Genomic DNA, 25,639 nt, shown 5'->3' with positions numbered 1-25,639 from the left:
GGGGGCGCGCCCCCCCGGCGGGGGGGGGGGCCCCCCCCCCCCCGGGGGGGCGCCCCCCCCCCCCCCCCCCCCCCCCCCCCCCCCCCCCCGCCGCCCCCCCCCCCCCCGCGGCTCTGCCCGGGTACCGCGGCGCGCGGCCCACCGAGGGGCGCGCCGCGCGGATCACCAGGCTTCGCTGTACTTCTTCTCCGCCGGGAGGAAGATCCACAGCGCGAGGTAGACGAGGAACTGCGGGCCGGGCAGCAGACACGACAGCACGAAGATCACGCGCATCGTGGTGGGGGTCGTGCCGAAGCGCCGGGCCAGACCCGCGCAGACTCCGGCGATCATCCTGTTGTTGCGGGGGCGGACCAGTGCGGCAGCCATGGGGCTCGACTCCTTGCTCGGTTGCTCGGTGCTCGGTTTCCGGGGTGCCCTTCCGGTGCGGCCCGGTAACTCCACGCTAGGTCCGCGAGCCGGACAGGGCGTCGGCCTGCGGAGCGAGACCGACCCTGGGGATCGTCGGGGTCGCCCCCGCCCCCGCGTACTCCCGGCGGCGGAGCCGGGCCCTGACCCCGGGGACGATCAGGAGGTGCGCCAGCGCCACCCCCAGCGTGTTCAGCAGCACCACGTCCACGTCCGGCACCCGCCCCGGCACCGTGCTCTGCAGCACCGCGACGGCGAACGCGATCATCGCGCCCGTGAAGACCGTACGGGTGAAGGACCCCAGCGCCGAGGCGGTCAGCCGGCCGCCCGCGAGCGGCAGCAGCACGCCCAGCGGCGCCATCAGCAGCACCGCGGCGCCCAGCTGGTGCACGGCCTCCCAGGGCCCCAGCGCCAGCGCGCCCCGGATCGTCTCCAGGGGGCGGAGATTAGCGGCCGGTACCCAGGGCACCGCGCGTGGACGCAGCATCACCGAGTAGACGATCGACAGGTGCGCCAGAAGAAGGACGAAGCCCGCGGCGCGCATACGGAAACCGGCCGTTGTGCCGGGGCCATGACGCTGCACACCCGCCCAGACGCCGCTATCGGCGGCGGCGGTTCCGTGCGGGACGTCACAGCGGCGGCACAGCGGGAGCCGGACCGGTGACGGGCTCAGCCCTCGGCGTCCGCCCCGTCCGGAGCCGGTACCGGGCTGCCCCAGTCGGTGTGCTGGGCGATGTCCGGGTGGCGCAGGACGGCGTCGGAGCAGTCGTACCGGCGGGGGGCCGCGTCGTCCGGGCCGCCGAGCACCGCCGCCCGCTTCCCGTCCACCGGCAGCCGCGTCCCGTACGTGCACACCAGCTGTGCGAGCGCGAACGACGGCAGGTCCTCGGGGCGGATGTTCAGCCGCAGCGCGTCGTCCGGATCGTCCGCGCGCGGCCCGGAGACCGTCAGGTCGTCCGGTACCGCCGTGTCGAAGCCCGCGTCCTCCTCGCCGGGCGCGGGCCGCTGCCGCAGCTCGTCCAGGAGCGTACGGGCCACCTCGGGCCGGTCCTCGGACGTACCGCCCTTGGGCAGCGACACGGTCCGCTCCACCGGTACCAGCGCCGAGCTGCACACCAGGTAGATCCTGACCGGGTCGCCGACCGGCACCTCGGGCACCCCGGCCGGCTCCTCGGCCCGGCAGCTCACCCGCGAGGGCGCGCCGCCCGCGTCCACCGGCACCGACGTGCCGCGGATGCCGCAGCCGGCGGCCGTGAGGGCGAGCGCCAGGAGCGCGGCGGCCCGCCGGACCGGCCGCCCCGTGGCCCGCCTCATCGCTCACCCTCCGCGGTCGTGCTGCCGTCGCCGTCGCCGTCCTGCTGCTTCCGCTCGGTGTCCCCGTCCTCCGTGAGCCGTGAGGCGTCCCTCGGGAGCCGCAGGGAGAAGACCGCGCCGCCCTCCTCGGAGTTGGCGGCCGTGATCTCGCCGCCGTGGATGTGCGCGTTCTCCAGGGCGATGGACAGGCCCAGGCCCGAGCCCTCCGACCGCGGCCGGGAGGCGCTGGCCTTGTAGAACCGGTCGAAGACGTGCGGCAGCACCTCTTCCGGGATGCCGGGCCCGTGATCCCGTACGCGTACGAGCAGCCACTCGCCCTCCGTACGCACGGAGACCCGCACGGGCGACCCGCCGTGCTTGAGCGCGTTGCCGATCAGGTTCGCCAGGATCACGTCCAGGCGGCGCGGGTCCAGCCGCGCCATAATGCCGCGCTCGGCGTCCAGCTCCACCGCGTCCAGCCAGGCCCGCGCGTCGATGCACGCGGTCACCTGGTCGGCGACGTCCACGTCGTCCAGGACCAGCCGCGCCGTCCCCGCGTCGAAGCGGGTGACCTCCATCAAGTTCTCCACCAGGTCGTTCAGCCGCCGGGTCTCGCTGACCACGAGCTGTACCGCGGGCGCGATCATCGGGTCCAGAGCGTCGGCCTCGTCCTCCAGGACCTCCGTGACGGCCGTGATCGCGGTCAGCGGCGTCCGCAGCTCGTGCGACATGTCCGCGACGAACCGCCGCGAGGACGCCTCCCGGGCACTCAGCTCCTCCACCCGCTGCTGCAGCCGCTCGGCGGTCCGGTTGAACGTACGGGAGAGATCGGCCAGCTCGTCGGTGCCGGTCACCCGCAGCCGGGTGTCCAGCTTGCCCTCGCCCAGCTCGCGCGCGGCCGTGCCGAGCCGCTGCACGGGCCGCAGCACGGTCGTCGCGGCGGCCTGCGCCAGCAGCGCCGAGCCCACCAGCGCGAGCAGCGTCGCCACCCCCAGTGACCAGGCGAGGGAGTTGAGATCCTGCCGCTCGGTGGCCAGCGACTTCAGCATGTAGCCGGTCGGGCCGCCGCCGATCATCTTCGCCCCGGCCACGAAGTACGGGCCGTCGTCGATCTCCTGCCGCTGCCAGTACAGGTGGTACGCCGCCTTGTTCGACGCGTCCACCGGCCGGCGCTGCTCCACGGCCTTCTGCAGCGACTTCGGCACGGTCGTGAGGTTGAGCAGGTCCTTGTCGGTGGTGGCGGCGCATGGCTTGCCCGCGCTGTCCTCGGCGATCAGCAGGACCGCGTAGTTCTGCGGGCCCGCGGCCATCTGGCGCGCGGCGTCCCGCAGTTCCTCGCAGGCCGGGTGGAGCGGCAGCGACCGCGTGCGCTCCGCGAGCTGGGTGCGGAAGTCCTTCAGCGCGGCGTTCTGCGTGCGGTCCAGCACGGTGTTGCGGTTGAGCCAGTACGCGATGCCGGACGCCGAGACCGCCGCGGTCAGCGCCACCAGCGCGAAGACCACGACCAGCCGCAGCCGCAGGCTCGTCCAGCGCAGCAGGCCCGAGGCGACGCCGCGCAGCCGGCCCGGGGCCGGTTCGCTCACTGCGGAGTGTCCAGCCGGTAACCGACCCCGCGGACCGTGCGGATCAGCGTCGGGGAGGACGGCACGTCCTCCACCTTGGCGCGCAGCCGCTGTACGCAGGCGTCCACCAGGCGCGAGTCGCCGAGGTAGTCGTGCTCCCACACCAGGCGGAGCAGCTGCTGTCTGGACAGCGCCTGCCCGGGCCGGCGGCTCAGCTCCAGCAGCAACCGCAGCTCGGTCGGCGTCAGTTGCAGATCCTCGCCGTTCTTGGTGACGGTCATCGCCGAACGGTCGATGACCAGCGACCCGAATGTCGCCGAATCGCTCGACTCGCGTTCGCCGCGGCGCAGCACCGCCCGGATGCGGGCGTCCAGCACCCGCCCCTGCACCGGCTTGACGACATAGTCGTCCGCGCCGGACTCCAGTCCGACGACCACATCGATGTCGTCGTTGCGTGCGGTCAGCAGGATGATGGGCAGTTGGTCCGTACGGCGGATCCGCCGGCACACCTCGAAACCGTCGATCCCCGGCAGCATCACGTCCAGGACGATCAGGTCGGGGCGCTGCTCACGCAGCAGTTTCAGGCCGTCCTCGCCCGTCGCCGCGGTCACCACACGGTGACCCTGGCGGGACAGCGAGAGTTCGAGGGCCGTGCGGATGGCGTCGTCGTCCTCGATCAGCAACAGGAAAGGCACGTGCGCCATTCTGGCGCATGGCACGGCCGGACTTCGACCGACGGCGTCCCGCGCACCGCCTCGCAGGCGCCCCACCTGCACCGGCGTACGCCCGAAGCGGGCGCTGTGAACCTCGCGCGGCCCCCTGTGACAGGGCTGTGACAGTCGGCGGACAACGCGATGAAACTGCCGCGGCAGAGTTTCTGGCACCGGGTGGGAAAGACGGCCCGGGGACGTGGATGAACGAGCCGGCTCTACCGACGGGGGGCGCGAGATGAACACACTGCACAGCACCGCCAACAGCGCAGTAATCACGCGGCTCCACGACGTCGTACGGGCCGGGGAGAAGTCCGGTGCCGCGATCGGGCGGGGGTGCGCTCGCGGCACCGGGCGTCAGCGGCAGGCGTTCTTCGTGACGCCGGTCGAGGCCGTTGACACCGTCGTGGGGGGAAACGACCGGGGGACCGACGGGGGAAGCGCGTACGGGGAGGCCACGGAGGAGCGGAGCGCCGCGTCGCCGGCGGTGGACAGCGAAGCCGAGTTCACCGCCTACGTCCAGGAGCGCCGCGCCTCCCTGTACGCCACTGCCTACCACCTGACCGGTGACCGTCACGAGGCCGAGGACCTGCTGCAGAGCGCGCTGTTCTCGACCTACCGGGCGTGGGACCGGATCAGCGACAAGGGGGCGGTCGGCGGGTACCTGCGCCGCACGATGACCAACCTGCACATCAGTGCCTGGCGTCGGCGGAAGCTGAACGAGTACCCGACCGAGGAGCTGCCGGAGACGGCAGGCGACCACGACGCGATGCGCGGCACCGAGCTGCGCGCCGTGCTGTGGCAGGCGCTGGTCAAGCTGCCCGAGACGCAGCGCACGATGCTCGTCCTGCGCTACTACGAGGGCCGGACGGACCCGGAGATCGCCGACATACTGAACATCAGCGTCGGCACGGTGAAGTCGAGCATCTGGCGTTCGCTGCGGCGGCTGCGCGAGGACGACGTCCTCAGCTTCGGCCGTGACCAGCAGGAGTCCTTCGGCGAGCTGGTGGCCTGAGGGACCGGCCCGAGGGGGGCCGGGAAGACGGGGGAAGACGGGGAAAAGCGGGGAAGACGGGGGACCGCAGGGGGACACGGGGGAAGAAAGAGCGGGAACCGGCAGCCGGGGGGTCTGCCGATTCCCGCTCTTTCATGCTGTCCGCCTCTGTTTTCCGGTTCACGCCGCCCGCTTCATGCCGCCCGCGCTTCATGCCGCCCGCGCTTCATGCCGCCCGTGCGCCGGTGGCGTCCGCCGCGGCTATCCGGGCCAGCGCCTCGGGCTTCGCGCAGGCGTACGCGCCCAGGGCCGTCTGCCGCGCCACCACGGACCGCTCGGCGCGCAGCAGCCGCAGCCCCCGGCGCACCAGATACCCCGCGGGCTTGCGGGCCTCGCGCAGGTCCCGCAGGAGCCGTCGCCGGAAGGTCGTGGTGGCCCTGCCGCGCAGGCACAGCGCGTCGGCCAGTACTCCCGCCGCCCGGCAGCCGGCGACGATCTCCGCCGCGAAGATGCCCTCGGCGATGAAGAGCGGCGCCCCCGCCAGCTCCAGCTTGCCCTCGCCGACCCGGGAACTGCTGGCGAGGTCGTACTCGGGGACGGCCGTGCGGCCCGTACGGCACAGCTCCTCGACGGCCGCGAGCGCGGCGGCCGCGTCCCACGAGAGCGGCGAGTCCCAGTCGGCGCCGCCGCCGTCCGGGAGCTGCGGCAGGGAGGCGTCCGTGCCCTCCTTGTAGAAGTCGTCCAGGCGCAGCACGGGCAGGCCGGTGCGGGCGGCGAGGGAGGACTTTCCGGAGCCGGAGGGGCCGGTCAGCAGGATGACGCGGGCGGACGGTGCACCGAGGAGAAAGCTCACGGGCACTCATTGTCCCGCATTCGCCCGTGTGAGCTACCCCGGCCGCACAAGGTGGAATGTGGACACATCCGTCAACTACTCTGCGCATCCGACCCATTACGTACGATCAGGACACCGGCGGCGGTGCGGCGGTCGGCATCGCCGCCGCCACGCGATCCACAGGCAGGTGCTCATGGCCTCTCACGCACGTCCTCTCCACCAGCGCCGCACCGCGCGCGGGCTGCTGCTGCGCGCCGGGCTGGCGGTGTCCGTGGCGGGCGCCGCACTCGCCGCCGGCGCGCCGTCCGCCACCGCCGCCGACGGGAAGTCCGACCCGGCGAGCCTGGAGGACATCCGGGCGGCCACGAAGTCCACGGTCGGCGCGCTGCAGCAGGCCACCGCCAGCGGCCTGGGCACGGTCAAGAACCTCCGCCTGAACCCCCTCGCGGGCACCGGCAGCGACCCGCTGAACAACGCCGTCGGCACCCAGATCGCCGACTTCAAGCCGATCAGTACGGCGGTGCTGACGGCGCCGCTGGCCAGCGGCGCGTCGCTGGCCCAGCTGCCCGTCGTGGGCCAGCTGGCGCAGGGCCTGCCGGGCTAGGGCGGGCAGTACGCGAAGGGCGCCCGCAGCCGTCCGTGCGTACGGCTGCGGGCGCCTCACGTGCGCTGTGCGGCGTTCTCAGACGCCCATCGGGTGCCAGACCGTCTTGGTCTCCAGGAAGGCCAGCATGCGGCCGGTGCCGGGGTCGGCGGCCCAGTCCACAGCCTGTGGACGCAGAACGCGCTTCAGGTTGTCCGCGGCCGCCGTCTCCAGCGCGGTCGCCTCCGCCGCGTCGCCGGACACGCCCGCGAGGTCGATCGCGTTGACGTCCTGGTGCGCGGCCAGCGGCCCGGCGATCTCCGCCGTACGGCCCGACAGCACGTTCACCACGCCGCCCGGCAGGTCGGACGTGGCCAGCACCTCGCCGAGCGACAGAGCGGGGAGCGGCGCCTTCTCGCTCGCCACCACCACGACGGTGTTACCGGTGACGATCGCCGGCGCGATCACCGACACGAGCCCCAGGAACGAGGACTCCTGCGGCGCGAGGACGGCCACCACACCGGTCGGCTCCGGGGTGGAGAGGTTGAAGTACGGTCCCGCGACCGGGTTGGCGCCGCCCGCGATCTGGGCGATCTTGTCGGACCAGCCCGCGTACCAGACCCAGCGGTCGATCGCCGCGTCCACCTGCGCCGCCGCCTTGGACTTCGAGAGCCCCTCGGCGTCCGCGACCTCCGCGGTGAACTGCTCGCGGCGGCCCTCCAGCATCTCGGCGATCCGGTACAGGATCTGGCCGCGGTTGTACGCGGTGGCGCCCGACCAGCCGCCGAACGCCTTACGGGCCGCGACCACCGCATCGCGGGCGTCCTTGCGGGAGGAGAGGGGCGCGTTGGCCAGCCACTTCCCCTTAGAGTCCGTCACTTCGTACACCCGTCCGCTCTCGGACCGGGGGAACTTGCCCCCGACGTACAGCTTGTAGGTCTTGAGGACGGAGAGCCGTTCAGACATTGAGGTACGCCTCCAGACCGTGCCGGCCGCCCTCGCGGCCGAAGCCCGACTCCTTGTAGCCGCCGAACGGCGAGGCCGGGTCGAACTTGTTGAACGTGTTGGACCAGACGACGCCCGCGCGCAGCTTGCCCGCCATCCAGAGGCTGCGGGAGCCCTTCTCGGTCCAGATGCCCGCCGACAGGCCGTACGGCGTGTTGTTCGCCTTGGCCACGGCCTCCTCCGGCGTACGGAAGGTCAGCACCGACAGCACCGGTCCGAAGATCTCCTCGCGGGCGATCCGGTGCGCCTGCGTGACGCCGGTGAAGAGGGTCGGCGCGAACCAGTACCCCTCGCCGGGCAGTTCGCAGGCCGGCGCCCAGCGCTCGGCGCCCTCCGCCTCGCCCGCCGCGGCCAGCTCCTTGATGCGGCCGAGCTGCTCGGCGGAGTTGATCGCGCCGATGTCGGTGTTCTTGTCCAGCGGGTCGCCGACCCGCAGCGTCTGCATCCGGCGCTTGAGCGCGTCCAGCACCTCGTCCTGGACCGACTCCTGGACCAGCAGCCGGGAGCCCGCGCAGCAGACGTGGCCCTGGTTGAAGAAGATGCCGTTGACGATGCCCTCGACGGCCTGGTCGAGCGGCGCGTCGTCGAAGACGATGTTCGCGGCTTTGCCGCCCAGCTCCAGGGTGAGCTTCTTGTCCGTCCCCGCGACCGTACGCGCGATGGCCTTGCCGACCTCGGTGGAGCCGGTGAAGGCGACCTTGTTGACGTCCGGGTGCGCGACCAGCTCGGCGCCGGTGGAGCCGTCGCCGGTCAGGATGTTGACGACGCCCTTGGGCAGCCCGGCCTGGCGGCAGATGTCCGCGAAGAAGAGCGCGGAGAGCGGGGTGGTCTCGGCGGGCTTCAGGACGACCGTGTTACCGCAGGCCAGCGCCGGGGCGATCTTCCACGCCAGCATCAGCAGCGGGAAGTTCCAGGGGATGACCTGCCCGGCCACGCCCAGCGGCTTCGGGTCCGGGCCCAGGCCCGCGTGGCCGAGCTTGTCCGCCCAGCCCGCGTAGTAGAAGAAGTGCGCGGCGACCAGCGGCAGGTCGGCGTCGCGGGACTCCTTGATCGGCTTGCCGTTGTCCAGCGACTCCAGCACCGCCAGCTCGCGCGAGCGCTCCTGGATCAGCCGCGCGATGCGGAAGAGGTACTTGGCGCGCTCGGCACCGGGCAGCGCCGACCACTTCTCGAACGCCTTGCGCGCGGCCTTCACCGCGCGCTCGACGTCGGCGGCACCGGCCTGCGCGACCTCGGAGAGGACCTCCTCGTTCGCGGGCGAGACGGTCTTGAAGACCTTGCCGTCGGCCGCCTCGGCGAACTCGCCGTCGATGAACAGGCCGTACGACGGCGCGATGTCGACGACCGCGCGCGACTCCGGCGCGGGTGCGTACTCAAAAGTCATGGCGATCAGTCCACCGTCACGTAGTCGGGGCCGGAGTAGCGGCCGGTACCGAGCTTCTGGCGCTGCATCAGCAGGTCGTTGAGGAGGCTGGAGGCGCCGAACCGGAACCAGTCCGCGGTCAGCCACTCCTCGCCCAGCGTCTCGTTGACCATGACCAGGTACTTGATCGCGTCCTTGGACGTGCGGATGCCGCCGGCCGGCTTCACGCCGACCTGCACGCCGAGCTGGGCGTGGAAGTCGCGGACGGCCTCCAGCATCAGCAGGGTGACCGGGGGAGTGGCGTTGACGCCGACCTTGCCGGTGGAGGTCTTGATGAAGTCGGCGCCCGCGAGCATCGCGAGCCAGGAGACGCGGCGGACGTTGTCGTACGTCTGGAGCTCACCGGTCTCGAAGATGACCTTGAGGTGCGCCGCGCTGCCGTCCGCGCGGACGCACGCCTCCTTGACGGCCCGGATCTCCTCGAAGACCTCCAGGTACCGGCCGGAGAGGAACGCGCCCCGGTCGATCACCATGTCGATCTCGTCGGCGCCGGCCGCGACCGCGTCCCGGGTGTCGGCGAGCTTCACCGGCAGCGCGGCGCGGCCCGCGGGGAACGCGGTGGCCACGGACGCGACGTGGATGCCGGAGGCGCCCAGCGCGTCCTTGGCGGTCGCCACCATGTCCGGGTACACGCAGATCGCGGCGACCTTGGGCACGGTGCGGTCCGTGGGATCGGGGCTGACGCCCTTGGCGCACAGGGCCCGGACCTTGCCCGGGGTGTCGGCGCCTTCGAGCGTCGTCAGGTCGATCATCGAGATGGCGAGGTCGATGGCGTACGCCTTCGCCGTGTTCTTGATCGAGCGGGTGCCGAGCGCGGCGGCGCGGGCTTGCAGCCCGACGGCGTCGACGCCCGGGAGGCCGTGGAGGAAGCGGCGCAGCGCACCGTCGTTGGCGGTCACGTCCGCCATCGACGCCAGACGCCCCGCGGCTTCCTTGCCGTATGCGGGAACAGTGGTGGGCATGGTCACGAGGGGAGCATATCTACGCGCGTAGTGACAGGACACCCCCGCCGTGGGGCGGTGATGCATCGATGCCGGACCGCAACGTCCGAATGCCGGACTCTCGGGCACAATCGCCCCTATGACGAGCCCGGACAACTCCTCCAGTACGCCCACGCAGCCCTACGCGGACCGCAGTTACCGGTCGCCCGCCGCCCTCGTCGGCGGCGTCCTGCTGCTCGCGCTGCTCGCCTGGCTGGGCATCGACGCGCTGGTGCACGGCACCGGGCGCACCCGCCTGCTGGGGGCGTCCGGGCTGCTGTTCGCCGTGCCGCTGGTGACCGCGTTCACGCTGCGGCCCGTGGTCCGCGCGAACGAGGACCGGCTCACCGTACGGAATCCCTTCCGCACGATCGTGCTGCCCTGGGCCTCGGTGGACGACCTGCGCGCGTCCTTCTCCTGCGAGGTGTTCGCGGGCGACAAGAAGTACCAGCTGTGGTCGATCCCGGTCTCGCTGCGGCAGCGCAAGCGGGCGAACCGCGCCTCGGCGAAGGCCGCGGGGGCGGCTGGGCGCGGCGATGAGCCGGTCGAGGTGCGGCGTGCGTCGGCGGACCGGGCGCTGGACGAGCTGCGGGAGTTGCGCGAGCGCAACGCCGACCGGGAAACGGCTCAGGGGCCCGTCACGGTCCGCTGGTCGTACGAGGTCATCGCGCCGATCGTGGTCGGCGGGGTCGCGCTCGTGCTGCTCGCCGCGCTGTAGCGAACGGCGGGGCCGGGGGTGGGCGGTGCTGTCCGGACCCCGGGTGCCGCGCCGTCGTGGCCGGGCGCGCAGTTCCCCGCGCCCCTGAAGGGCGCGCCTGAAAAGCGCGCTGCTGTCGGGCCACGGGCCGGCAGAACAAGCCCGTCCGGCGTTTGAGGACGAGCCCGTCAGGGCGATCAGGGGGCCGGGGCGCAGGCCCCGGTTTCGGGAAGGGGCGGGGACGGGGAAAAACCCCGCTCCGCCCCCCCACCGGCGGTCAGAGCCCGGCCGCGGCCGCCAGGTCGCCCTTCACCGCGGAAAGCGCCGCCTCCGCGGCGACCCGCGCCTCCGGGAGCCCGTCCCGGGACGTCACCGGGACCACGGCCTCCAGGTAGCACTTGAGCTTCGGCTCGGTGCCGCTGGGGCGGACGACGACCCGGCCCGAGGCGACGGACCCCGCACCCGACAGGGTGTACCGCAGGCCGTCGGTCGGCGGCAGCGTCTCCGTGCCCCGCGACAGGTCCTCGGCCGCGGCCACCGTGAGCCCGCCGAGCGCGGCCGGCGGCTGCTCGCGCAGCCGGCGCATCGCGTCGGCGATGACGGACAGGTCCTCGACCCGTACGGAGAGCTGGTCCGTGGCGTGCAGCCCGTGCTCCACGGCCAGGTCGTCCAGCAGGTCGGTCAGCGTGCGCCCGTCCCGCTTGAGGACGGCCGCGAGCTCGGTGATCAGCAGCGCCGCCGTGATGCCGTCCTTGTCCCGCACCCCGGCCGGGTCCACCGCGTAGCCCAGCGCCTCCTCGAAGGCGTACCGCAGGCCGTCGACGCGGGCCAGCCACTTGAAGCCGGTCAGCGTCTCCGTGTACGGCAGGCCGGCCGCCGCGGCGATCCGGGAGAGCAGCGAGGAGGAGACGATCGTCGTGGCGAGCGTGCCCTGCGCGCCCGAGCCGACCACATGGGCGGCGAGCAGCGCGCCGACCTCGTCACCGCGCAGCATCCGCCAGCCGGAGGGCGTCCCCGGGGCCGGTACGGCGACGGCGCAGCGGTCCGCGTCCGGGTCGTTGGCGATGACGATGTCCGGGGCCTGAGCGGCCGTACGGGCCGTCTCGAAGGCCAGGTCCATCGCCCCCGGCTCCTCGGGGTTCGGGAACGCGACCGTCGGGAAGTCCGGGTCGGGCTCGGCCTGCTCGGCCACCACGACCGGCGCCGGGAATCCGGCCCGCTCGAAGGCGGCCACCAGGACGTCGCGGCCGACGCCGTGCATCGGCGTGTAGACGACGCGGGTGTCCCGCGGCGAGCCGGGGGTCAGGACCGCCTCCGTACGGGCCAGGTACGCCCGCAGGACGTCCTCGCCGAGCACGTCCCAGCCGTCCTCGGGGCGCGGGACGTCGGTGAGCGGGCCGACCGCGGCGATGCGGGCCGCGATCTCGCCGTCGGCGGGCGGCACGATCTGCGAGCCGTCGCCGAGGTAGACCTTGTAGCCGTTGTCGCGGGGCGGGTTGTGGCTGGCGGTGACCTCGACGCCGGCCACCGCGCCCAGGTGCCGGATCGCGAAGGCGAGTACCGGGGTGGGCAGCGGGCGGGGCAGCAGCGCGGCCTTCAGCCCGGCGCCGGTCATCACCGCGGCGGTGTCCCGGGCGAAGTCGGCGCTCTTGTGGCGCGCGTCGTAGCCGATGACGACCAGGCCGTCACCCTGGCCCTGGTCCTTGAGGTACGCGGCGAGCCCGGCGGCGGCGCGGATGACGACGGCGCGGTTCATCCGCATCGGGCCGGCGCCCAGCTCGCCGCGGAGCCCCGCGGTGCCGAACTGCAGGGTGCCGGCGAACCGCTCGGCCAGCTCGTCGGTGTCCTCGGTCTCGATGAGCTTGGCCAGCTCTTCGCGGGTCTCCGGGTCGGGGTCCTCGGCCAGCCAGACCTTCGCCCGGCCGGCCAGCTCCTCGGGGACGGTTGCCACGGTGATGCTCCTGCCTGTGGGTGCGTGAGGGGTGCCTGTGGGTGCGGTGCGGGTGCGGTACGGGGCCGGGGCGTGCGTGCCCTACGGACGGGCCGGCGTGCGCCCCGGTTCCCTTCCCGGGCATACCCCGCGCCCGGCGCGGACGGCGGGAACCGGCCGCGGCGGCCGGTTCCGTACCGCCGGATCAGATCTTGCCGAGCACCTGGCCGAGCAGGCTGCCCATGCGGGTCGCGGAGTCGCGGCCGGCCTGGAGCACCTCTTCGTGGTTGAGCGGCTCGCCGGTCATGCCCGCGGCGAGGTTGGTGACCAGGGACAGGCCCAGCACCTCGGCACCCGCCTCACGTGCGGCGATGGCCTCCAGCACGGTGGACATGCCGACCAGGTCGGCACCGAGCGTGCGGACCATGCGGATCTCGGCGGGGGTCTCGTAGTGCGGCCCGGGGAACTGGGCGTAGACGCCCTCTTCCAGGGTCGGGTCGACCTCCTTGCACAGCGCGCGCAGCCGCGGCGAGTACAGGTCGGTCAGGTCGACGAAGTTCGCGCCGACGATGGGGGAGGTGGCGGTGAGGTTCAGGTGGTCGCTGATGAGGACCGGCTGGCCGGGGCGCATGCCCTCGCGCAGGCCGCCGCAGCCGTTGGTGAGCACGACCGTCTTGCAGCCGGCGGCCACGGCGGTACGGACGCCGTGCGAGACCGCCGCCACTCCGCGGCCCTCGTAGTAATGCGTCCGGCCGAGGAAGACCAGTGCGCGCTTGTCGCCGAGGGCGTACGAGCGGATCTTGCCGCCGTGGCCCTCCACGGCCGGGGGCGGGAAGCCCGGCAGTTCGGTGACGAGGAATTCGTGCTCGGGCTCGCCCAGCGCCTCGGCGGCCGGGGCCCAGCCGGAGCCCATGACCAGGGCAACGTCGTGGGTCTCGGCGCCGGTCAGCTCGCGGAGGCGGTCGGCGGCGTCGGCGGCGGCGGTACGGGGGTCGCTCGCCAGGTCCGGGGTAACTGATGCGTTCACGCGGACGAGGGTAGCCGGTAATCGCCTACGCGCGTAGATGTGTCTCGTCACGGACCTGCGGCGGTCCCCTTCGTGTCTTCCTATGAACCGGGCCCCGTCAGCCCCTCAGCAGGGCCGTTTCCGCAGCTCCATCACATAGTCGTGGGGCGCCCCTGCCGATTCCGCGGCGTCGGCGATCTCACCGAGGTACCGGGCGGAGGGCAGCCCGCCCTCGTACCCGTTCAGCACGTACAGCCAGGCGGCCTCATCGCCGTCCAGGGTGTGCACCCGCACCCGCATCCGGCGGTATATGTCCATTCCGACGCCCTCCCAGCGGTCCATCGACTCCTCGTCCATCGGAGCGATGTCGTACAGCGCGACGAAGACCTGCGAGCGCGGCGCCTCCACCAGCGTGGCGAGCGCGCCCTCCCAGCCCATCTGCTCCCCGCCGAAGGTGAGCCGCCAGCCGTTCAGCCAGCCGGTGCCGCGCAGTGGTGAGTGGGGAGCGCGGCGGGACATCAGCCGCGCGTCGAGGTTGCCGGCGTAGGCGGCGTAGAGCGACATGGCTCAGAGAGTACGGGAGCGCGGGCCGGGTCCCGTGGATCCGCCGGGGCCACGGCGTCCGGCCTGCGCTCATGAGGCGCGCGGTCCGTACGGCGGCCCCCGCGCTGACCGCGGGAGGAGCGTGCGGGACAATGGAGTACGTACTGCATCCCCCCGGGGGGCGACCCCCGGACCCCCGGCCGGAACGCGCTGGGTGGGCCGGAAACGAGAGCGCGAGGCGTAATCCCTTGACCCGGATCGTGATCATCGGTGGCGGACCCGGCGGCTACGAAGCAGCGCTGGTGGGCGCCCAGCTCGGCGCGGAGGTGACCGTCGTCGACTGTGACGGCCTCGGCGGCGCCTCGGTGCTCACCGACTGCGTACCGTCGAAGACTCTGATCGCGACGGCCGAGGTGATGACCACCTTCGACTCGTCGTACGAAGAGCTCGGCATCATCGTCGAGGACGACACCCCGCACATCGACCGCCCCGCGCGCGTCGTCGGCGTGGACCTCGGCAAGGTCAACCGCCGTGTGAAGCGCCTCGCGCTCGCCCAGTCCCACGACATCACCGCCTCCGTCACCCGAGCGGGCGGCCGGGTCGTGCGCGGCCGCGGCCGGCTGGAGCCGGGCCAGGCCACGGACGGCTCCCGCAAGGTCACGGTGACCGCCGCCGACGGCACGGAGGAGACGCTCACCGCCGACGCCGTACTGATCGCGACCGGCGCGCACCCCCGCGAGATCCCCGACGCGCTGCCCGACGGCGAGCGCATCCTGAACTGGACGCAGGTCTACGACCTGGACGAGCTCCCCGAGGAGCTCATCGTGGTCGGCTCCGGTGTGACCGGTGCCGAGTTCGCCGGCGCCTACCAGGCCCTCGGCTCCCGCGTCACCCTCGTCTCCTCCCGCGACCGCGTGCTCCCGGGCGAGGACCCGGACGCCGCCGCCGTCCTGGAGGACGTCTTCCGCCGCCGCGGCATGAACGTGATGTCCCGCTCCCGCGCCGCCTCCGCCAAGCGCGTCGGCGACCGCGTCGAAGTCACTCTTTCGGATGGTCGGACGATCTCCGGCACGCACTGCCTGATGGCCGTCGGCTCGATCCCGAACACCGAGGGCGTCGGCCTGGAAGAGGCCGGCGTGAAGCTCAAGGACTCCGGCCACATCTGGACCGACAAGGTCTCCCGCACCTCGGCCCCCGGCGTGTACGCGGCCGGCGACTGCACCGGCGTCTTCGCGCTCGCCTCCGTCGCGGCCATGCAGGGCCGGATCGCGATGTACCACTTCCTCGGCGACGCGGTGGCCCCGCTGAACCTCAGGACGGTCTCCGCGAACGTCTTCACCGACCCGGAGATCGCCACGGTCGGTTACAGCCAGGCCGATGTCGACAACGGCAAGATCGACGCCCGGGTCGTGAAGCTGCCGCTGCTGCGCAACCCGCGCGCCAAGATGCAGGGCATCCGCGACGGCTTCGTCAAGCTCTTCTGCCGTCCCGGTACGGGCATCGTCGTGGGCGGTGTGGTCGTATCACCGCGCGCGAGCGAACTGATTCATCCGATATCGATCGCGGTCGACAACAACCTGACGGTCGAGCAGATCGCCAGCGCCTTCACGGTCTACCCCTCCCTTTCCGGCTCGATAGCCGAGGTCGCACGGCAGTTGCACACGCGGAAGACCGCCGGGGAGTGAGTCCGGGCGTCCGTCGCGAACACATTCGCACGGACGCCCGCCCTATATCACTCGCGGGTACCGCAGACGAACAACTTCCGATAATTGGTGCAACCTGCTGAAAACAGACGGTCGTTGGCGTTACTGTCAGTTTCGTGTTCGCTGCAGAACGTCGCCAATTGATCCTTGAAATGGTGCGAGCGAACGGAGCGGTTTCGCTCCGTGAGCTCGCCCGCGTCGTCCAGACCTCAGAAGTGACCGTACGGCGGGATGTGCGGGCACTGGAGGCAGAAGGACTGCTCGACCGCCGGCACGGCGGTGCGGTGCTGCCGGGTGGCTTCACCCGCGAATCCGGCTTTCCGCAGAAATCCCATCTAGCAACCGCGGAGAAAACGGCCATCGCCGATCTCGCCGCGGGCTTCGTCGAAGAAGGCGAGGCCATCGTCGTCGGCGCGGGGACGACCACACAGGAGCTGGCCCGCCGGCTCGCCCGGGTCCCGGGCCTGACCGTGGTGACCAACTCCCTGCTGGTCGCCCAGGCCCTGGCGCACGCCAACCGCGTCGAGGTCGTGATGACCGGCGGCACGCTCCGGGGCTCCAACTACGCGCTGGTCGGCAGCGGCGCCGAGCAGTCCCTCCAGGGACTGCGGGTCTCCCGTGCCTTCCTGTCGGGCAGCGGCCTGACCGCCGAGCGCGGACTCTCCACCTCCAACATGCTCTCCGCCAGCGTCGACAGAGCGCTGGTGCAGGCGGCGGCGGAGGTGGTGGTCCTCGCCGACCACACCAAGCTCGGCACGGACACCATGTTCCAGACCGTGCCGACCGACGTCATCACCCGCCTGGTGACCGACGAGCCGCCCGGCCACGACGACCGTGCCGCGACCGAACTGCAGGCCCTGGCCGACCAGGGCGTACAGATCACCGTCGCCGGCGGGGCCGCGACCGCGGCAGCCCAGGGCCAGGGAGGCGCGGAGGGCACCCCGGCGGCCGACCGCCGGGGGCCGAGAAGGGAGGTACCACTGCCCGGCCAGCGCCGCAGTCATCCGACGGCGGGGCCCGGCGCCGCGCCACAGCTGCGCTCGGCCGCACTGACCGCCGATCCGCAGGGCGGCCGGGTCGCCGACCTGGCACCGCGCAGGCGCTGAGCACTGGGAACCGCGGGGTCCCAGCCGCTCAGCACACACAGCAGGGTTCGTACGCCGTCACTCACCGGCCGGCCTTCAGGCCGGTCAGCGTGAGAGTCAGCAGCCGGTCGGCCAGCTCCGGGTCGTCCGGCGACTCCTCGGCGGCCAGCGCGATGCCATTGGTCAGCTGCATCAGGTCGCGGATGTCCACATCCGGACGCACGGCGCCGGTCTCCTGGGCGCGCGTGAGCAGCACACCGCCCGCCTCGCGCATCGGCCGGCTGCACCGCGCCAGCCCGGAGCTCTCGTCGGCCGGCGCCGCCATCAGCGCGCGCGACAGGCCGCGGTAGGTACTGGCGTGCGTGATGATCGCGCGCAGCCACTCCACGAGCGCCGCGCAGGGCTGCGGCGCGTCCCCCAGCTCCCGCGCGCGGGACAGCAGGGCGTCCACCTCCCCCTGGAAGACGGCGCCCATCAGCGCGGTCCGGTTGGGGAAGTGGCGGTAGAGCGTCCCGATCCCGACGCCGGCGCGGCGCGCGATGTCCTCCAGCGAGGTGTCCGTGCCGCGCTCGGTGAAGGCCGTACGGGCCTCCGCCAGCAGCCGTTCGTAATTCCGGCGGGCGTCGGCACGCATGGGGCGTACGGCCGCGTCCTGCGCCGTGTCGGTCGACATCGCCGTCCTCCCTGTGTGATGGGTCCAGGATGCCACTGTCCGTATGACGCGAGTGCCCCCGGTTACGGGAGAGGCTCCCGGCACCTGTGGGTGCGGGAGCCTCTCGGACCGGCCGACCGGACCGGCCGTCCGTTCAGTCCTTGATCTCGTCAGTCCTTGATCTCGCAGATGACGGCGCCAGCGGTGAGGGAGGCACCGACCTCGGCGGTCAGGCCCTTGACGGTGCCGGAGCGGTGCGCGTTCAGCGGCTGCTCCATCTTCATGGCCTCCAGGACGACGACCAGGTCGCCCTCCTTGACCTCCTGGCCCTCCTCGACCGCGATCTTGACGATGGTGCCCTGCATGGGCGAGGCGAGGGCATCGCCGGAGGCGGCGGAGCCGGACTTCTTGGCCGCCTTGCGCTTGGGCTTGGCGCCGGCGGCCAGCCCGGTGCGGGCCAGCGACATGCCCAGCGAGGAGGGCAGGGAGACCTCCAGGCGCTTGCCGCCGACCTCGACCACGACGGTCTCGCGGCCGGCCTCGGCCTCGGCCTCGTCCGCGCCCGGCGCGGCGAACGGCTTGATGTCGTTGACGAACTCGGTCTCGATCCAGCGGGTGTGGACCTGGAACGGCTCGCTGGAGCCGGTCAGCTCCGGCGCGAACGCCGGGTCCTTCACGACCGTCTGGTGGAAGGGGATGGCGGTGGCCATGCCCTCGACGGTGAACTCGTTCAGCGCGCGGGCGGCGCGCTGCAGGGCCTGCTGGCGGGTGGCGCCGGTGACGATGAGCTTGGCGAGCAGGGAGTCCCAGGCCGGGCCGATGACCGAGCCGGACTCGACGCCGGCGTCCAGGCGGACGCCGGGGCCGGCGGGGGCCTCGAACTTGGTGACGGTGCCGGGGGCGGGGAGGAAGTTGCGGCCGGGGTCCTCGCCGTTGATGCGGAACTCGAAGGAGTGGCCGCGCACGGGCGGGTCGTCGTAGCCCAGCTCCTCGCCGTCGGCGATGCGGAACATCTCCCGGACCAGGTCCAGGCCGGTGACCTCCTCGGTGACCGGGTGCTCCACCTGGAGGCGGGTGTTGACCTCCAGGAAGGAGATCGTGCCGTCCTGGCCGACCAGGAACTCACACGTCCCGGCGCCCTCGTAACCGGCCTCCTTGAGGATGGCCTTGGAGGCGCGGTAGAGCTCGGCGTTCTGCTCGGCCGTCAGGAACGGCGCCGGGGCTTCTTCGACGAGCTTCTGGTGGCGGCGCTGCAGCGAGCAGTCCCGCGTCGATACGACGACGACGTTGCCGTGCTTGTCCGCCAGGCACTGGGTCTCCACATGCCGCGGGCGATCCAGGTAGCGCTCGACGAAGCACTCGCCGCGGCCGAAGGCGGCGACCGCCTCGCGGACCGCGGAGTCGTAGAGCTCGGGGACTTCTTCGAGGGTGCGGGCGACTTTGAGGCCGCGGCCGCCGCCGCCGAAGGCGGCCTTGATGGCGATGGGCAGGCCGTGCTCCTCGGCGAAGGCCACGACCTCCTCGGCGCCGGAGACCGGGTCTTTGGTGCCGGCGACCAGCGGGGCGCCGGCGCGCTGGGCGATGTGGCGGGCGGCGACCTTGTCGCCCAGGTCGCGAATCGCCTGCGGGGGCGGGCCGATCCAGATCAGCCCGGCGTCGAGGACGGCCTGGGCGAATTCGGCGTTCTCGGAGAGGAAGCCGTAGCCGGGGTGGATGGCGTCCGCGCCCGAATCGGCGGCGGCCGCAAGGACCTTGGCGATGTCCAGGTAGCTGGTGGCAGGAGTGTCACCGCCCAGGGCGTATGCCTCATCCGCGGCACGGACGTGCAGAGCGTCCCGGTCCGGGTCGGCGTAGACGGCTACGCTCCCGATTCCGGCGTCCCGGCATGCCCGGGCCACGCGGACAGCGATTTCGCCACGGTTGGCGATGAGCACCTTGCGCACGATGGCTCCCTCCTCGAAACAAGCTGAGTTTAGGGACTGACGACACCACGTGCCGAGTCGGCCCTGGGGGTGAGCTTCCCCACAAAGCGCGTGTGTCCGGCGTGAGCCACCCGCCGAAGTCCCCTGCATCCCCAGGGTATGCCCGGAATCCCGGGCGTACGACGGAGATCTGATGTGGGCAAGGTCTCGGTGGGCCCGACTTCCGTACGACGCGGTTTCTTTGTGGAGACCCTACGAATGACGGAACGAAACTTTGCCGGGTGGGTGTCGGGTGTGACGCCCGGGAAGACCCGGTGCCGCACGCCTCTTGTCCTGGCTATTACCCAGCAGTAGCGTGCACCCGTCTTCTGTACTGGCGGTAACAGGCGCGAAAACGCGCCGGACAACAGCGGAAGTGGGTGGGTGCGGTGGCGGCACGCAGGCCGGTGGCCGTGGTGACGGCGGTGGTACTGGTCCTGGAAGCGGCCGGGATCGCGCTGCTCAACTGGATCCTGAGCGTCTTCGTCGACAGGCAGCAGATGTCGATGGCGGGTCTCAAGACCCACGCGATGTCCACCGGGGCCTGGATCGGCGGCCTCGTCTTCGGGTTCTATCTGCTGTTCTGCGCGTACCTCGCGCTGCGCTGCGCGGTCCGGGACCGCGCGCCCGGCGGCTTCGCGCGCGCCGTCCTCATCAGCTGCGCGGTGATCCACGGCGTGGTCGGCGCGTTCACGGTCGGCCTGGTCGGCTGGGCCGCGTTCGCCGGCGCGATGGTCACCCTCGGCCTGCTCATCTTCACCCTGGTGGCGTACGGGGAGCCGCGGCCCGCGCCACGGCCCGCCGAGCCGGACGCGCCGGGCGCGGAGCCCTCCCCGGCGGCCTAGCCGAGCCGGACGCGCCGGACACGCCGGGCGCGGAGCCCTCCCCGGCGGCCTAGTCCGCCACGCAGGCCAGCGGCCCGCTCACGCCCACAAGCCAGCGGCCCGCTCACGCCCACAGATCGGTGATCTGGATCCCCAACTCCCCCAGCAGGCGGCGGAGCAGCGGCAGGGACAGGCCGATGACGTTGCCCGGGTCGCCGTCGATGCCGTCGATGAAGGGGGCCGAGCGGCCGTCGAGGGTGAAGGCGCCCGCGACGTACAGCGGTTCGCCGCTCGCCACGTAGGCGGCGATCTCCGCGTCGGACGGCTCGCCGAAGCGGACCGTGGTGGCGGCGGTCGCCGAGACCCGGCGGCCGCTCTCCGTGTCGATGAAGCAGTGCCCGGTCTGCAGCACGCCCGACCGGCCGCGCATCGACTTCCAGCGTGCCGTGGCGTCCTCGGCGTCGGCCGGCTTGCCCAGCGCGCGCCCGTCCAGCTCCAGTACGGAGTCGCAGCCGATGACCAGGGCGCCGGCGGCCTCGGTGCGCCGGGCCACGGCGTCGGCCTTGGCCTCGGCCAGTACGCGGGCCAGCTCGCCCGGGGTGTCGGCGGTGATCGCGTCCTCGTCCACGCCGCTGACGATGACCTCGGGGGCCAGGCCGGCCTGCCGCAGGAGGCCGAGTCGGGCGGGGGACTGGGAGGCGAGCACGAGGCGGCGGGGCTGTTCGGTCATGCGGGTCATCGTAGGCCGAAGGACCGTAGGCCGAGGGGGTGAGCCTGTGGTGCCTGCGGGGTGGCCTGTTGTGCCTGCCGGGGGCGCCTCCTTCTTCCTGTTCCGGCAACGAACACGGAGAGTGATTGGTTCCTCAATTGTTACCCTGCGTGAGGAGAGGTAACCGAGGAGAGGTAACCGGGTCGTTCTTCAGTGGTGGAGCAGCCGGGCTTCAGTGGTGGAGCAGGCGGGCCGAGATTTCCTCGGCGGCGGCCGTGACCGGGGCGACGGCGGCCTCGGCGATGTCCTGGCGGTGGGTGATGAGGTTGATGCCGGCCGGGCCGTCGGGGTGGGTGGTGCGGATCGGTGCCGCGACCGCGAAGGTGCCCGGCACCACCTCGCCCGCGGTGAGCGCGTATCCGCGCTCCCGGGCCTCGGTGACCCGGGCCGGTTCGCCGTCCGCCGGCGGGCCGCCCGCGAGCAGGGCGATGCCGGCCGCGCCGCGGTCCAGGGGGTCGCGGTTGCCGACGCGGTAGGAGAAGCGCGGGCCGCGGGTGGCGGGTTCGACGACCGTGACGGCCACCGCCGCGTCGTCGTCGCGCACGACCAGGCAGGCGGTCGCCTCCAGCTCGTCGGCGAGCCGGCGCAGCACCTGTTCGGCGACCTCCCGCAGTCGCGGCCGCACCTGTTCGGCGAGCCCGACCAGGTCGGCGCCCACCCGGTAGCGCGCCTCGTCGTCCCGTACCGCGAAGTGCTGGCGTACCAGGGAGGTCAGCAGGCGGTACGCGACCGAGCGGTGCACGCCCAGTTCGCCGGCGAGCTCGGTCGCGGTCATGCCGTGCGGTGCGCCGGCGATCAGGCGGAGCGCGCGCAGGCCGCGTTCCAGCGTCTGGGACCCGTCGGCGGGTCGCGGCTCACTCGTTCCCACCTGCGCGGTCTCCCCTCCGTGGGCGTTTCCCGCGTCAGTCTTCCATGCCGTCGGGGCCGGGTCGGCGGGCCGGGCGGCGGGCTCTTGACAGGCGTTGAGGGCGCGGCCACAGTCAATGACGCGTTCGGATATCAGTGAGCAGTGTCCGTTATTTGCACGCGCCCTGGGCGCGAGGAGGGGGCGCTCGACCCCATGCCGTACTACCGCCGCGCCGGTGACGTCCCGGCCAAGCGGCACACCCAGCACCGCGGCCCCGACGGCGGCCTGTACTACGAGGAGCTGATGGGCGAGGAGGGCTTCTCCTCGGACTCCTCGCTGCTCTACCACCGGGCGATCCCCTCGGCGATCACCGGCAGCCGCGCCTGGGAGCTGCCCGACCTCACCACCGTCGCCAACCACCCCCTCAAGCCCCGGCACCTGAAGCTGCCGTCGCTCTTCGGGGCCGCCGACCCGGCCGCCACGGACGCCGTCACCGGCCGCCGCCTGGTGCTCGGCAACGAGGACGTACGGATCGGTTACGTCGTCGCGGGCGCGGCCTCGCCGCTGTACCGCAACGGCGTCGGCGACGAGTGCGTGTACGTCGAGAGCGGTACGGCCCGGCTGGAGACCGTCTTCGGTGTGCTGGACGCGCGGCCCGGCGACTACCTCGTCATCCCGCGCGCCACCACCCACCGCTGGGTGCCCACCGGAGACGCGCCGCTGCGCGCGTACTGCATCGAGGCGAACAGTCATATCGCCCCGCCGGCCCGCTATCTGTCCCGGTACGGGCAGCTGCTGGAGCACGCTCCGTACTGCGAGCGCGATCTGCGCGGACCCGAAGGGCCGCTGCTCAGCGAGGCGGAGGGGGCGGTGGAGGTCCTCGTCAAGCACCGTGGGCCGGGGCCCGGCGGCCTGGCCGGAACCGTGCTGACGTACCCCACCCACCCCTTCGATGTGGTGGGCTGGGACGGCTGTCTGTACCCGTACGCCTTCAGCATCCACGACTTCGAGCCGCTGACGGGGCGGGTGCACCAGCCGCCGCCCGTTCACCAGGTCTTCGAGGGGCACAACTTCGTGATCTGCAACTTCGTGCCGCGGAAGGTCGACTACCACCCGCTGTCGATCCCCGTGCCGTACTACCACTCCAACGTCGACTCCGACGAGGTCATGTTCTACTGCGGCGGCGACTACGAGGCGCGCAAGGGCTCCGGCATCGGGCAGGGCTCGGTGTCGCTGCACCCGGGCGGGCATGCGCACGGCCCGCAGCCCGGCGCCTACGAGCGCAGCATCGGCGTCGAGTTCTTCGACGAACTGGCCGTCATGGTCGACACCTTCCGCCCGCTCGGCCTCGGTGAGGGCGGTACCGCCTGCGAGGATCAGGGGTATGCCTGGACGTGGGCCGGTGGCCACGGACCTCTGGAGGCGTGAGCGATGACCGTATCCGCGTTGTACGAACGGCTCGTGGACGATGCCGGGCTGTTCCCGCCCGAGCAACTGGAGATGGCCGCCGCGGTCGCCCGGCACCGCGCCGACGCGGCGGCCGGCGATCCCCGGCTCAGCCACCGGTTCCTGTGCCCGGCGGGGCGGCTGGCGGAGCTGTCGGCGGCGCTGGACGACGCCGACCGGTTCCGGTTGGGGCTGATCAGCCCGCTGGAGTGGGGCGCGCTGGTCGAGGCGCACCGCCTGATCGCCGCCGACGGCCGGCTGCGGCTGGTTTCCCTGGAGGGGCCGCTCCCGGAGGCGCCCGACCTGGTGACGGCCGTCCGGAAGGCCGCCGACGCGCTGAAGAACCTGCCGTACGGGCCGCCGCCCGGCTTCCCCCAGTACGTCGAGATCCCGCTCACGGAAGGCTGGGAGGCAGCCCTCGACGAGCTGGGGACCGCCGGGCTCGCCGCCAAGGTCCGCTGCGGCGGCGTGCGCGCCGAGCTGTTCCCCGCGACCGAGCACCTGGCGGTGTTCGTGTCCGCGTGCGTGCGGCGCGGGCTGCCCTTCAAGGCCACCGCCGGGCTGCACCACGCCGTGCGGTACCGCGACGCGCGCACCGGCTTCACCCACCACGGGTTCCTCAATCTGCTGCTGGCGGTCTGCCGGGCGGCGGACGGCGCCGCGCCCGACGGCGTCGAGGCCGTGCTGCGGTCCACCGATCCCGTCGCGCTGGCCGCCGAGGCCCGCGCGGTGACCCCGGCCCTCGCCGCGCGTACCCGCGCGGTGTTCACGGGGTACGGCTCGTGCAGTACGAGCGAACCGCTGGAAGACCTGCGGGCCATGGGCCTGACCGGCCCGGACCCCTACCCGAACACCCCCACCGACAGGGAGCTGGACGCATGACGACCCGATCCTGGGTGCCCGTACCGGAGCACTCCGACTTCCCCGTGCAGAACCTGCCGTACGGGATCTTCTCCCGTGCGGGGGAGCCGCCGCGGGCCGGTGTGGCGATCGGCGAGCACGTCCTGGACCTGTCGCGGCTCGGCGCGGACGCCGGGCTGCCGCACGCGGAGGACTTCGCGGCACCGAGCCTGAACCCGTTCATGGCGCGCGGCCGGGAGGCGTGGCGGGCGGTGCGGGCCCGGCTGACCGAGCTGCTGACGGACGAGGCGCACCGCGCGGCCGTCGAGCCGCATCTGGTCCCGCGCGCCGAGGTGTCCCTGCACCTGCCGTTCGAGGTCGCCGATTACGTCGACTTCTACGCCTCCGAGCACCACGCGTCCAACGTCGGCCGGGTCTTCCGCCCCACGCAGCCGCCGCTCACCCCGAACTGGAAGCACCTGCCCATCGGTTACCACGGCCGCTCCGGCACCGTCGTCGTCTCCGGCACCCCGGTCGTGCGGCCCTGCGGCCAGCGCAAGGCCCCGGACGCCGAGGCGCCAAGCTTCGGCCCGTCGGTGCGGCTGGACATCGAGGCGGAGGTCGGCTTCGTCGTCGGCACGCCGTCCGAGCTGGGCCGTCCGGTGTCCGCCGCGGACTTCGCCGACCATGTCTTCGGCGTCGTCCTGGTCAACGACTGGAGCGCGCGGGACATCCAGGCATGGGAGTACGTGCCGCTCGGGCCGTTCCTCGGCAAGTCCTTCGCGACCTCGGTGTCCCCGTGGGTGGTGCCGCTGGAGGCGCTGGAGGCGGCGCGGGTGGCGCCGCCGGCACAGGACCCGGAGCCGCTGCCGTACCTGCGGACGGACGAGCCGTGGGGCCTGGACCTGGCGATCGAGGTGGCGTGCAACGGCGAGGTGGTCTCCCGGCCGCCGTTCCGCACCATGTACTGGACGGCCGCCCAGATGCTCGCCCATATGACGGTCAACGGCGCGAGCCTGCGCACCGGCGATTTCTACGCCTCCGGCACGGTCTCGGGCCCGGAGCCGGACCAGCGCGGCTCGTTCCTCGAACTGGGCTGGAACGGCACCGAACCGGTCAAGCTCGCCGACGGCTCCACCCGCGCCTACTTGGCCGACGGCGACACCGTCACCCTCCGCGCCACAGCGCCGGGCCGGGACGGTGTCCGGATCGGGTTCGGGGAGGTCAGCGGCACGGTCGAGCCGGCGCGCGACGCGGCCGGCTCAGCCGGACAGGCCGAGCAGCAGCAGTAAAAGCACCGCGGCGACCGCCAGCACGATGCCGGCCCGACGGAGCATGGCCTCGGCCTTGCGCAGCTCCTCGGAGGGATCGTCGGACGGATCGGACCACAGCATGCTTCCGATCGTGCGCCTCTCGGCGCGGGGGGGGGGGGGGGGGGGGGGGGGGGGGCGGGGCCGCCCGGGGGGGGGGGCGGGGGGGGGGGGGGGGGGGCCCCCGCGGGCGGGGGGGGGGGGGGGGGTGGGGGGGGGGGCGGGGGGGGGCGGGGGCG

General features: G+C 72.9%; 26 protein-coding genes. 9 read left to right on the top strand and 17 right to left on the bottom strand.

Annotation, left to right across the window (positions count from 1 at the left end; translation table 11 throughout):
- Positions 1–162 precede the first annotated feature (162 nt).
- From ACIGXO_RS11690 to afsQ1, 5 genes are all read right to left on the bottom strand, one after another.
- Positions 163–366: a PspC domain-containing protein gene (locus tag ACIGXO_RS11690; RefSeq protein ID WP_030625222.1), complete on the bottom strand. Its 204-nt coding sequence runs from the start codon at positions 364–366 to the stop codon at positions 163–165.
- Between the two features lie 76 nt (positions 367–442).
- Entirely contained in the window at positions 443–949 is a 507-nt protein-coding gene (locus ACIGXO_RS11685) for a VanZ family protein (protein ID WP_399783773.1), read from the bottom strand.
- Between the two features lie 125 nt (positions 950–1,074).
- Positions 1,075–1,719, bottom strand: coding sequence for a hypothetical protein (locus tag ACIGXO_RS11680; protein WP_399783770.1), 645 nt, complete (start codon positions 1,717–1,719; stop codon positions 1,075–1,077).
- Positions 1,716–3,380, bottom strand: coding sequence for a sensor histidine kinase (locus tag ACIGXO_RS11675; protein ID WP_399783913.1), 1,665 nt, complete (start codon positions 3,378–3,380; stop codon positions 1,716–1,718). Before ACIGXO_RS11675 ends, ACIGXO_RS11680 begins: the two co-directional genes overlap by 4 nt.
- Positions 3,278–3,955 carry a two-component system response regulator AfsQ1 gene (gene afsQ1, locus ACIGXO_RS11670; RefSeq protein ID WP_131124765.1) on the bottom strand — a complete coding sequence of 226 codons (678 nt, stop codon included), beginning with the start codon at positions 3,953–3,955 and terminating at the stop codon, positions 3,278–3,280. The genes ACIGXO_RS11675 and afsQ1 overlap by 103 nt, the downstream gene beginning before the upstream one ends.
- 253 nt (positions 3,956–4,208) lie before the next feature.
- Between afsQ1 and ACIGXO_RS11665 the strand changes: the two genes are divergently transcribed.
- On the top strand, positions 4,209–4,985 hold the full coding sequence (locus ACIGXO_RS11665; RefSeq protein WP_399783767.1) for a SigE family RNA polymerase sigma factor: 777 nt from the start codon (positions 4,209–4,211) through the stop codon (positions 4,983–4,985).
- A gap of 205 nt (positions 4,986–5,190) precedes the next feature.
- On the opposite strand, the gene ACIGXO_RS11660 is transcribed toward ACIGXO_RS11665, so the two are convergent.
- Positions 5,191–5,817 carry a uridine kinase gene (locus ACIGXO_RS11660; protein ID WP_399783765.1) on the bottom strand — a complete coding sequence of 209 codons (627 nt, stop codon included), beginning with the start codon at positions 5,815–5,817 and terminating at the stop codon, positions 5,191–5,193.
- Between the two features lie 172 nt (positions 5,818–5,989).
- Between ACIGXO_RS11660 and ACIGXO_RS11655 the strand changes: the two genes are divergently transcribed.
- Positions 5,990–6,400, top strand: a complete 411-nt coding sequence (locus ACIGXO_RS11655) for a hypothetical protein (RefSeq protein WP_399783762.1) — start codon at positions 5,990–5,992, stop codon at positions 6,398–6,400.
- A gap of 78 nt (positions 6,401–6,478) precedes the next feature.
- Here ACIGXO_RS11655 and ACIGXO_RS11650 read toward each other — a convergent pair whose 3' ends face one another.
- The 3 genes from ACIGXO_RS11650 to deoC are packed head-to-tail and all read right to left on the bottom strand — an operon-like array spanning position 6,479 to position 9,769.
- Complete coding sequence (locus ACIGXO_RS11650) at positions 6,479–7,345, bottom strand: aldehyde dehydrogenase family protein (RefSeq protein ID WP_399783760.1); 867 nt, start codon at positions 7,343–7,345, stop codon at positions 6,479–6,481.
- Positions 7,338–8,768, bottom strand: coding sequence for an aldehyde dehydrogenase family protein (locus ACIGXO_RS11645; protein ID WP_399783757.1), 1,431 nt, complete (start codon positions 8,766–8,768; stop codon positions 7,338–7,340). Before ACIGXO_RS11645 ends, ACIGXO_RS11650 begins: the two co-directional genes overlap by 8 nt.
- Positions 8,769–8,773: 5 nt before the next feature.
- A complete protein-coding gene (gene deoC / locus ACIGXO_RS11640; protein WP_399783910.1) occupies positions 8,774–9,769 on the bottom strand; it encodes a deoxyribose-phosphate aldolase in 996 nt (331 codons plus the stop codon).
- A 118-nt stretch (positions 9,770–9,887) separates the two neighbouring features.
- Here deoC and ACIGXO_RS11635 point away from each other — a divergent pair, with 118 nt between their 5' ends.
- The gene (locus ACIGXO_RS11635; protein WP_399783754.1) at positions 9,888–10,505 is read left to right on the top strand and encodes a PH domain-containing protein; all 618 of its coding nucleotides are present in this window, start codon (positions 9,888–9,890) and stop codon (positions 10,503–10,505) included.
- 256 nt (positions 10,506–10,761) lie between these two features.
- Here ACIGXO_RS11635 and ACIGXO_RS11630 read toward each other — a convergent pair whose 3' ends face one another.
- The 3 genes from ACIGXO_RS11630 to ACIGXO_RS11620 form a co-directional block, all read right to left on the bottom strand.
- Positions 10,762–12,435, bottom strand: coding sequence for a phospho-sugar mutase (locus ACIGXO_RS11630; RefSeq protein WP_399783750.1), 1,674 nt, complete (start codon positions 12,433–12,435; stop codon positions 10,762–10,764).
- 184 nt (positions 12,436–12,619) lie between these two features.
- Positions 12,620–13,441 (bottom strand): purine-nucleoside phosphorylase, encoded by an 822-nt coding sequence (locus tag ACIGXO_RS11625; protein WP_399783747.1) that lies wholly within the window; start codon positions 13,439–13,441, stop codon positions 12,620–12,622.
- 105 nt (positions 13,442–13,546) lie between these two features.
- The gene (locus ACIGXO_RS11620) at positions 13,547–13,984 is read right to left on the bottom strand and encodes a gamma-glutamylcyclotransferase (RefSeq protein WP_030254019.1); all 438 of its coding nucleotides are present in this window, start codon (positions 13,982–13,984) and stop codon (positions 13,547–13,549) included.
- A gap of 227 nt (positions 13,985–14,211) precedes the next feature.
- On the opposite strand from ACIGXO_RS11620, the gene ACIGXO_RS11615 reads away from it, so the two are divergent.
- The gene (locus ACIGXO_RS11615; RefSeq protein ID WP_399783744.1) at positions 14,212–15,648 is read left to right on the top strand and encodes an NAD(P)H-quinone dehydrogenase; all 1,437 of its coding nucleotides are present in this window, start codon (positions 14,212–14,214) and stop codon (positions 15,646–15,648) included.
- Between the two features lie 134 nt (positions 15,649–15,782).
- Entirely contained in the window at positions 15,783–16,772 is a 990-nt protein-coding gene (locus ACIGXO_RS11610) for a DeoR/GlpR family DNA-binding transcription regulator (RefSeq protein WP_399783741.1), read from the top strand.
- A 61-nt stretch (positions 16,773–16,833) separates the two neighbouring features.
- Here the strand turns inward: ACIGXO_RS11610 and ACIGXO_RS11605 are convergent, their stop codons facing one another.
- Both ACIGXO_RS11605 and ACIGXO_RS11600 read right to left on the bottom strand, forming a co-directional pair.
- A complete protein-coding gene (locus tag ACIGXO_RS11605) occupies positions 16,834–17,385 on the bottom strand; it encodes a TetR/AcrR family transcriptional regulator (protein ID WP_399783907.1) in 552 nt (183 codons plus the stop codon).
- 188 nt (positions 17,386–17,573) lie between these two features.
- A complete protein-coding gene (locus ACIGXO_RS11600; RefSeq protein WP_399783738.1) occupies positions 17,574–19,346 on the bottom strand; it encodes an acetyl/propionyl/methylcrotonyl-CoA carboxylase subunit alpha in 1,773 nt (590 codons plus the stop codon).
- A gap of 407 nt (positions 19,347–19,753) precedes the next feature.
- On the opposite strand from ACIGXO_RS11600, the gene ACIGXO_RS11595 reads away from it, so the two are divergent.
- Positions 19,754–20,209 carry a hypothetical protein gene (locus ACIGXO_RS11595; protein ID WP_399783736.1) on the top strand — a complete coding sequence of 152 codons (456 nt, stop codon included), beginning with the start codon at positions 19,754–19,756 and terminating at the stop codon, positions 20,207–20,209.
- 103 nt (positions 20,210–20,312) lie between these two features.
- Here ACIGXO_RS11595 and ACIGXO_RS11590 read toward each other — a convergent pair whose 3' ends face one another.
- Together ACIGXO_RS11590 and ACIGXO_RS11585 are read right to left on the bottom strand one after the other, a co-directional pair.
- Positions 20,313–20,918, bottom strand: coding sequence for a Maf family protein (locus ACIGXO_RS11590; protein ID WP_399783733.1), 606 nt, complete (start codon positions 20,916–20,918; stop codon positions 20,313–20,315).
- Positions 20,919–21,129: 211 nt separating this feature from the next.
- Positions 21,130–21,825, bottom strand: coding sequence for an IclR family transcriptional regulator (locus ACIGXO_RS11585; protein WP_399783730.1), 696 nt, complete (start codon positions 21,823–21,825; stop codon positions 21,130–21,132).
- 192 nt (positions 21,826–22,017) lie between these two features.
- On the opposite strand from ACIGXO_RS11585, the gene ACIGXO_RS11580 reads away from it, so the two are divergent.
- Genes ACIGXO_RS11580 through fahA form a run of 3 tightly spaced genes read left to right on the top strand, consistent with a single transcriptional unit; the run spans position 22,018 to position 25,382 of the window.
- Positions 22,018–23,232: a homogentisate 1,2-dioxygenase gene (locus ACIGXO_RS11580; protein ID WP_399783727.1), complete on the top strand. Its 1,215-nt coding sequence runs from the start codon at positions 22,018–22,020 to the stop codon at positions 23,230–23,232.
- Positions 23,233–23,235: 3 nt separating this feature from the next.
- Positions 23,236–24,132 carry a hypothetical protein gene (locus tag ACIGXO_RS11575; RefSeq protein ID WP_399783725.1) on the top strand — a complete coding sequence of 299 codons (897 nt, stop codon included), beginning with the start codon at positions 23,236–23,238 and terminating at the stop codon, positions 24,130–24,132.
- Positions 24,129–25,382: a fumarylacetoacetase gene (gene fahA / locus ACIGXO_RS11570; RefSeq protein ID WP_399783722.1), complete on the top strand. Its 1,254-nt coding sequence runs from the start codon at positions 24,129–24,131 to the stop codon at positions 25,380–25,382. Before ACIGXO_RS11575 ends, fahA begins: the two co-directional genes overlap by 4 nt.
- Here the strand turns inward: fahA and mmpB are convergent.
- Complete coding sequence (gene mmpB, locus ACIGXO_RS11565; protein ID WP_263301601.1) at positions 25,353–25,484, bottom strand: morphogenic membrane protein MmpB; 132 nt, start codon at positions 25,482–25,484, stop codon at positions 25,353–25,355. The two genes, fahA and mmpB, sit on opposite strands and share 30 nt — an antisense overlap.
- Positions 25,485–25,639 lie beyond the last annotated feature (155 nt).

The sequence above is a fragment of the Streptomyces sp. NPDC053542 genome (assembly GCF_044544685.1).
Lineage (GTDB): Bacteria > Actinomycetota > Actinomycetes > Streptomycetales > Streptomycetaceae > Streptomyces.
The sequence above is the reverse complement of the archived record's forward strand: the minus strand, read 5'-3'. Positions and strand labels throughout refer to the sequence as shown.

Coding starts and splice junctions, on each gene's coding strand:
- ACIGXO_RS11690 (WP_030625222.1), bottom strand. CDS start 366: ATGGCTGCCGCACTGGTCCGCCCCCGCAACAACAGGATGATCGCCGGA.
- ACIGXO_RS11685 (WP_399783773.1), bottom strand. CDS start 949: ATGCGCGCCGCGGGCTTCGTCCTTCTTCTGGCGCACCTGTCGATCGTC.
- ACIGXO_RS11680 (WP_399783770.1), bottom strand. CDS start 1,719: ATGAGGCGGGCCACGGGGCGGCCGGTCCGGCGGGCCGCCGCGCTCCTG.
- ACIGXO_RS11665 (WP_399783767.1), top strand. CDS start 4,209: ATGAACACACTGCACAGCACCGCCAACAGCGCAGTAATCACGCGGCTC.
- ACIGXO_RS11655 (WP_399783762.1), top strand. CDS start 5,990: ATGGCCTCTCACGCACGTCCTCTCCACCAGCGCCGCACCGCGCGCGGG.
- ACIGXO_RS11650 (WP_399783760.1), bottom strand. CDS start 7,345: ATGTCTGAACGGCTCTCCGTCCTCAAGACCTACAAGCTGTACGTCGGG.
- ACIGXO_RS11645 (WP_399783757.1), bottom strand. CDS start 8,768: ATGACTTTTGAGTACGCACCCGCGCCGGAGTCGCGCGCGGTCGTCGAC.
- deoC (WP_399783910.1), bottom strand. CDS start 9,769: ATGCCCACCACTGTTCCCGCATACGGCAAGGAAGCCGCGGGGCGTCTG.
- ACIGXO_RS11635 (WP_399783754.1), top strand. CDS start 9,888: ATGACGAGCCCGGACAACTCCTCCAGTACGCCCACGCAGCCCTACGCG.
- ACIGXO_RS11620 (WP_030254019.1), bottom strand. CDS start 13,984: ATGTCGCTCTACGCCGCCTACGCCGGCAACCTCGACGCGCGGCTGATG.
- ACIGXO_RS11605 (WP_399783907.1), bottom strand. CDS start 17,385: ATGCGTGCCGACGCCCGCCGGAATTACGAACGGCTGCTGGCGGAGGCC.
- ACIGXO_RS11590 (WP_399783733.1), bottom strand. CDS start 20,918: ATGACCGAACAGCCCCGCCGCCTCGTGCTCGCCTCCCAGTCCCCCGCC.
- ACIGXO_RS11580 (WP_399783727.1), top strand. CDS start 22,018: ATGCCGTACTACCGCCGCGCCGGTGACGTCCCGGCCAAGCGGCACACC.
- ACIGXO_RS11575 (WP_399783725.1), top strand. CDS start 23,236: ATGACCGTATCCGCGTTGTACGAACGGCTCGTGGACGATGCCGGGCTG.
- fahA (WP_399783722.1), top strand. CDS start 24,129: ATGACGACCCGATCCTGGGTGCCCGTACCGGAGCACTCCGACTTCCCC.
- mmpB (WP_263301601.1), bottom strand. CDS start 25,484: ATGCTGTGGTCCGATCCGTCCGACGATCCCTCCGAGGAGCTGCGCAAG.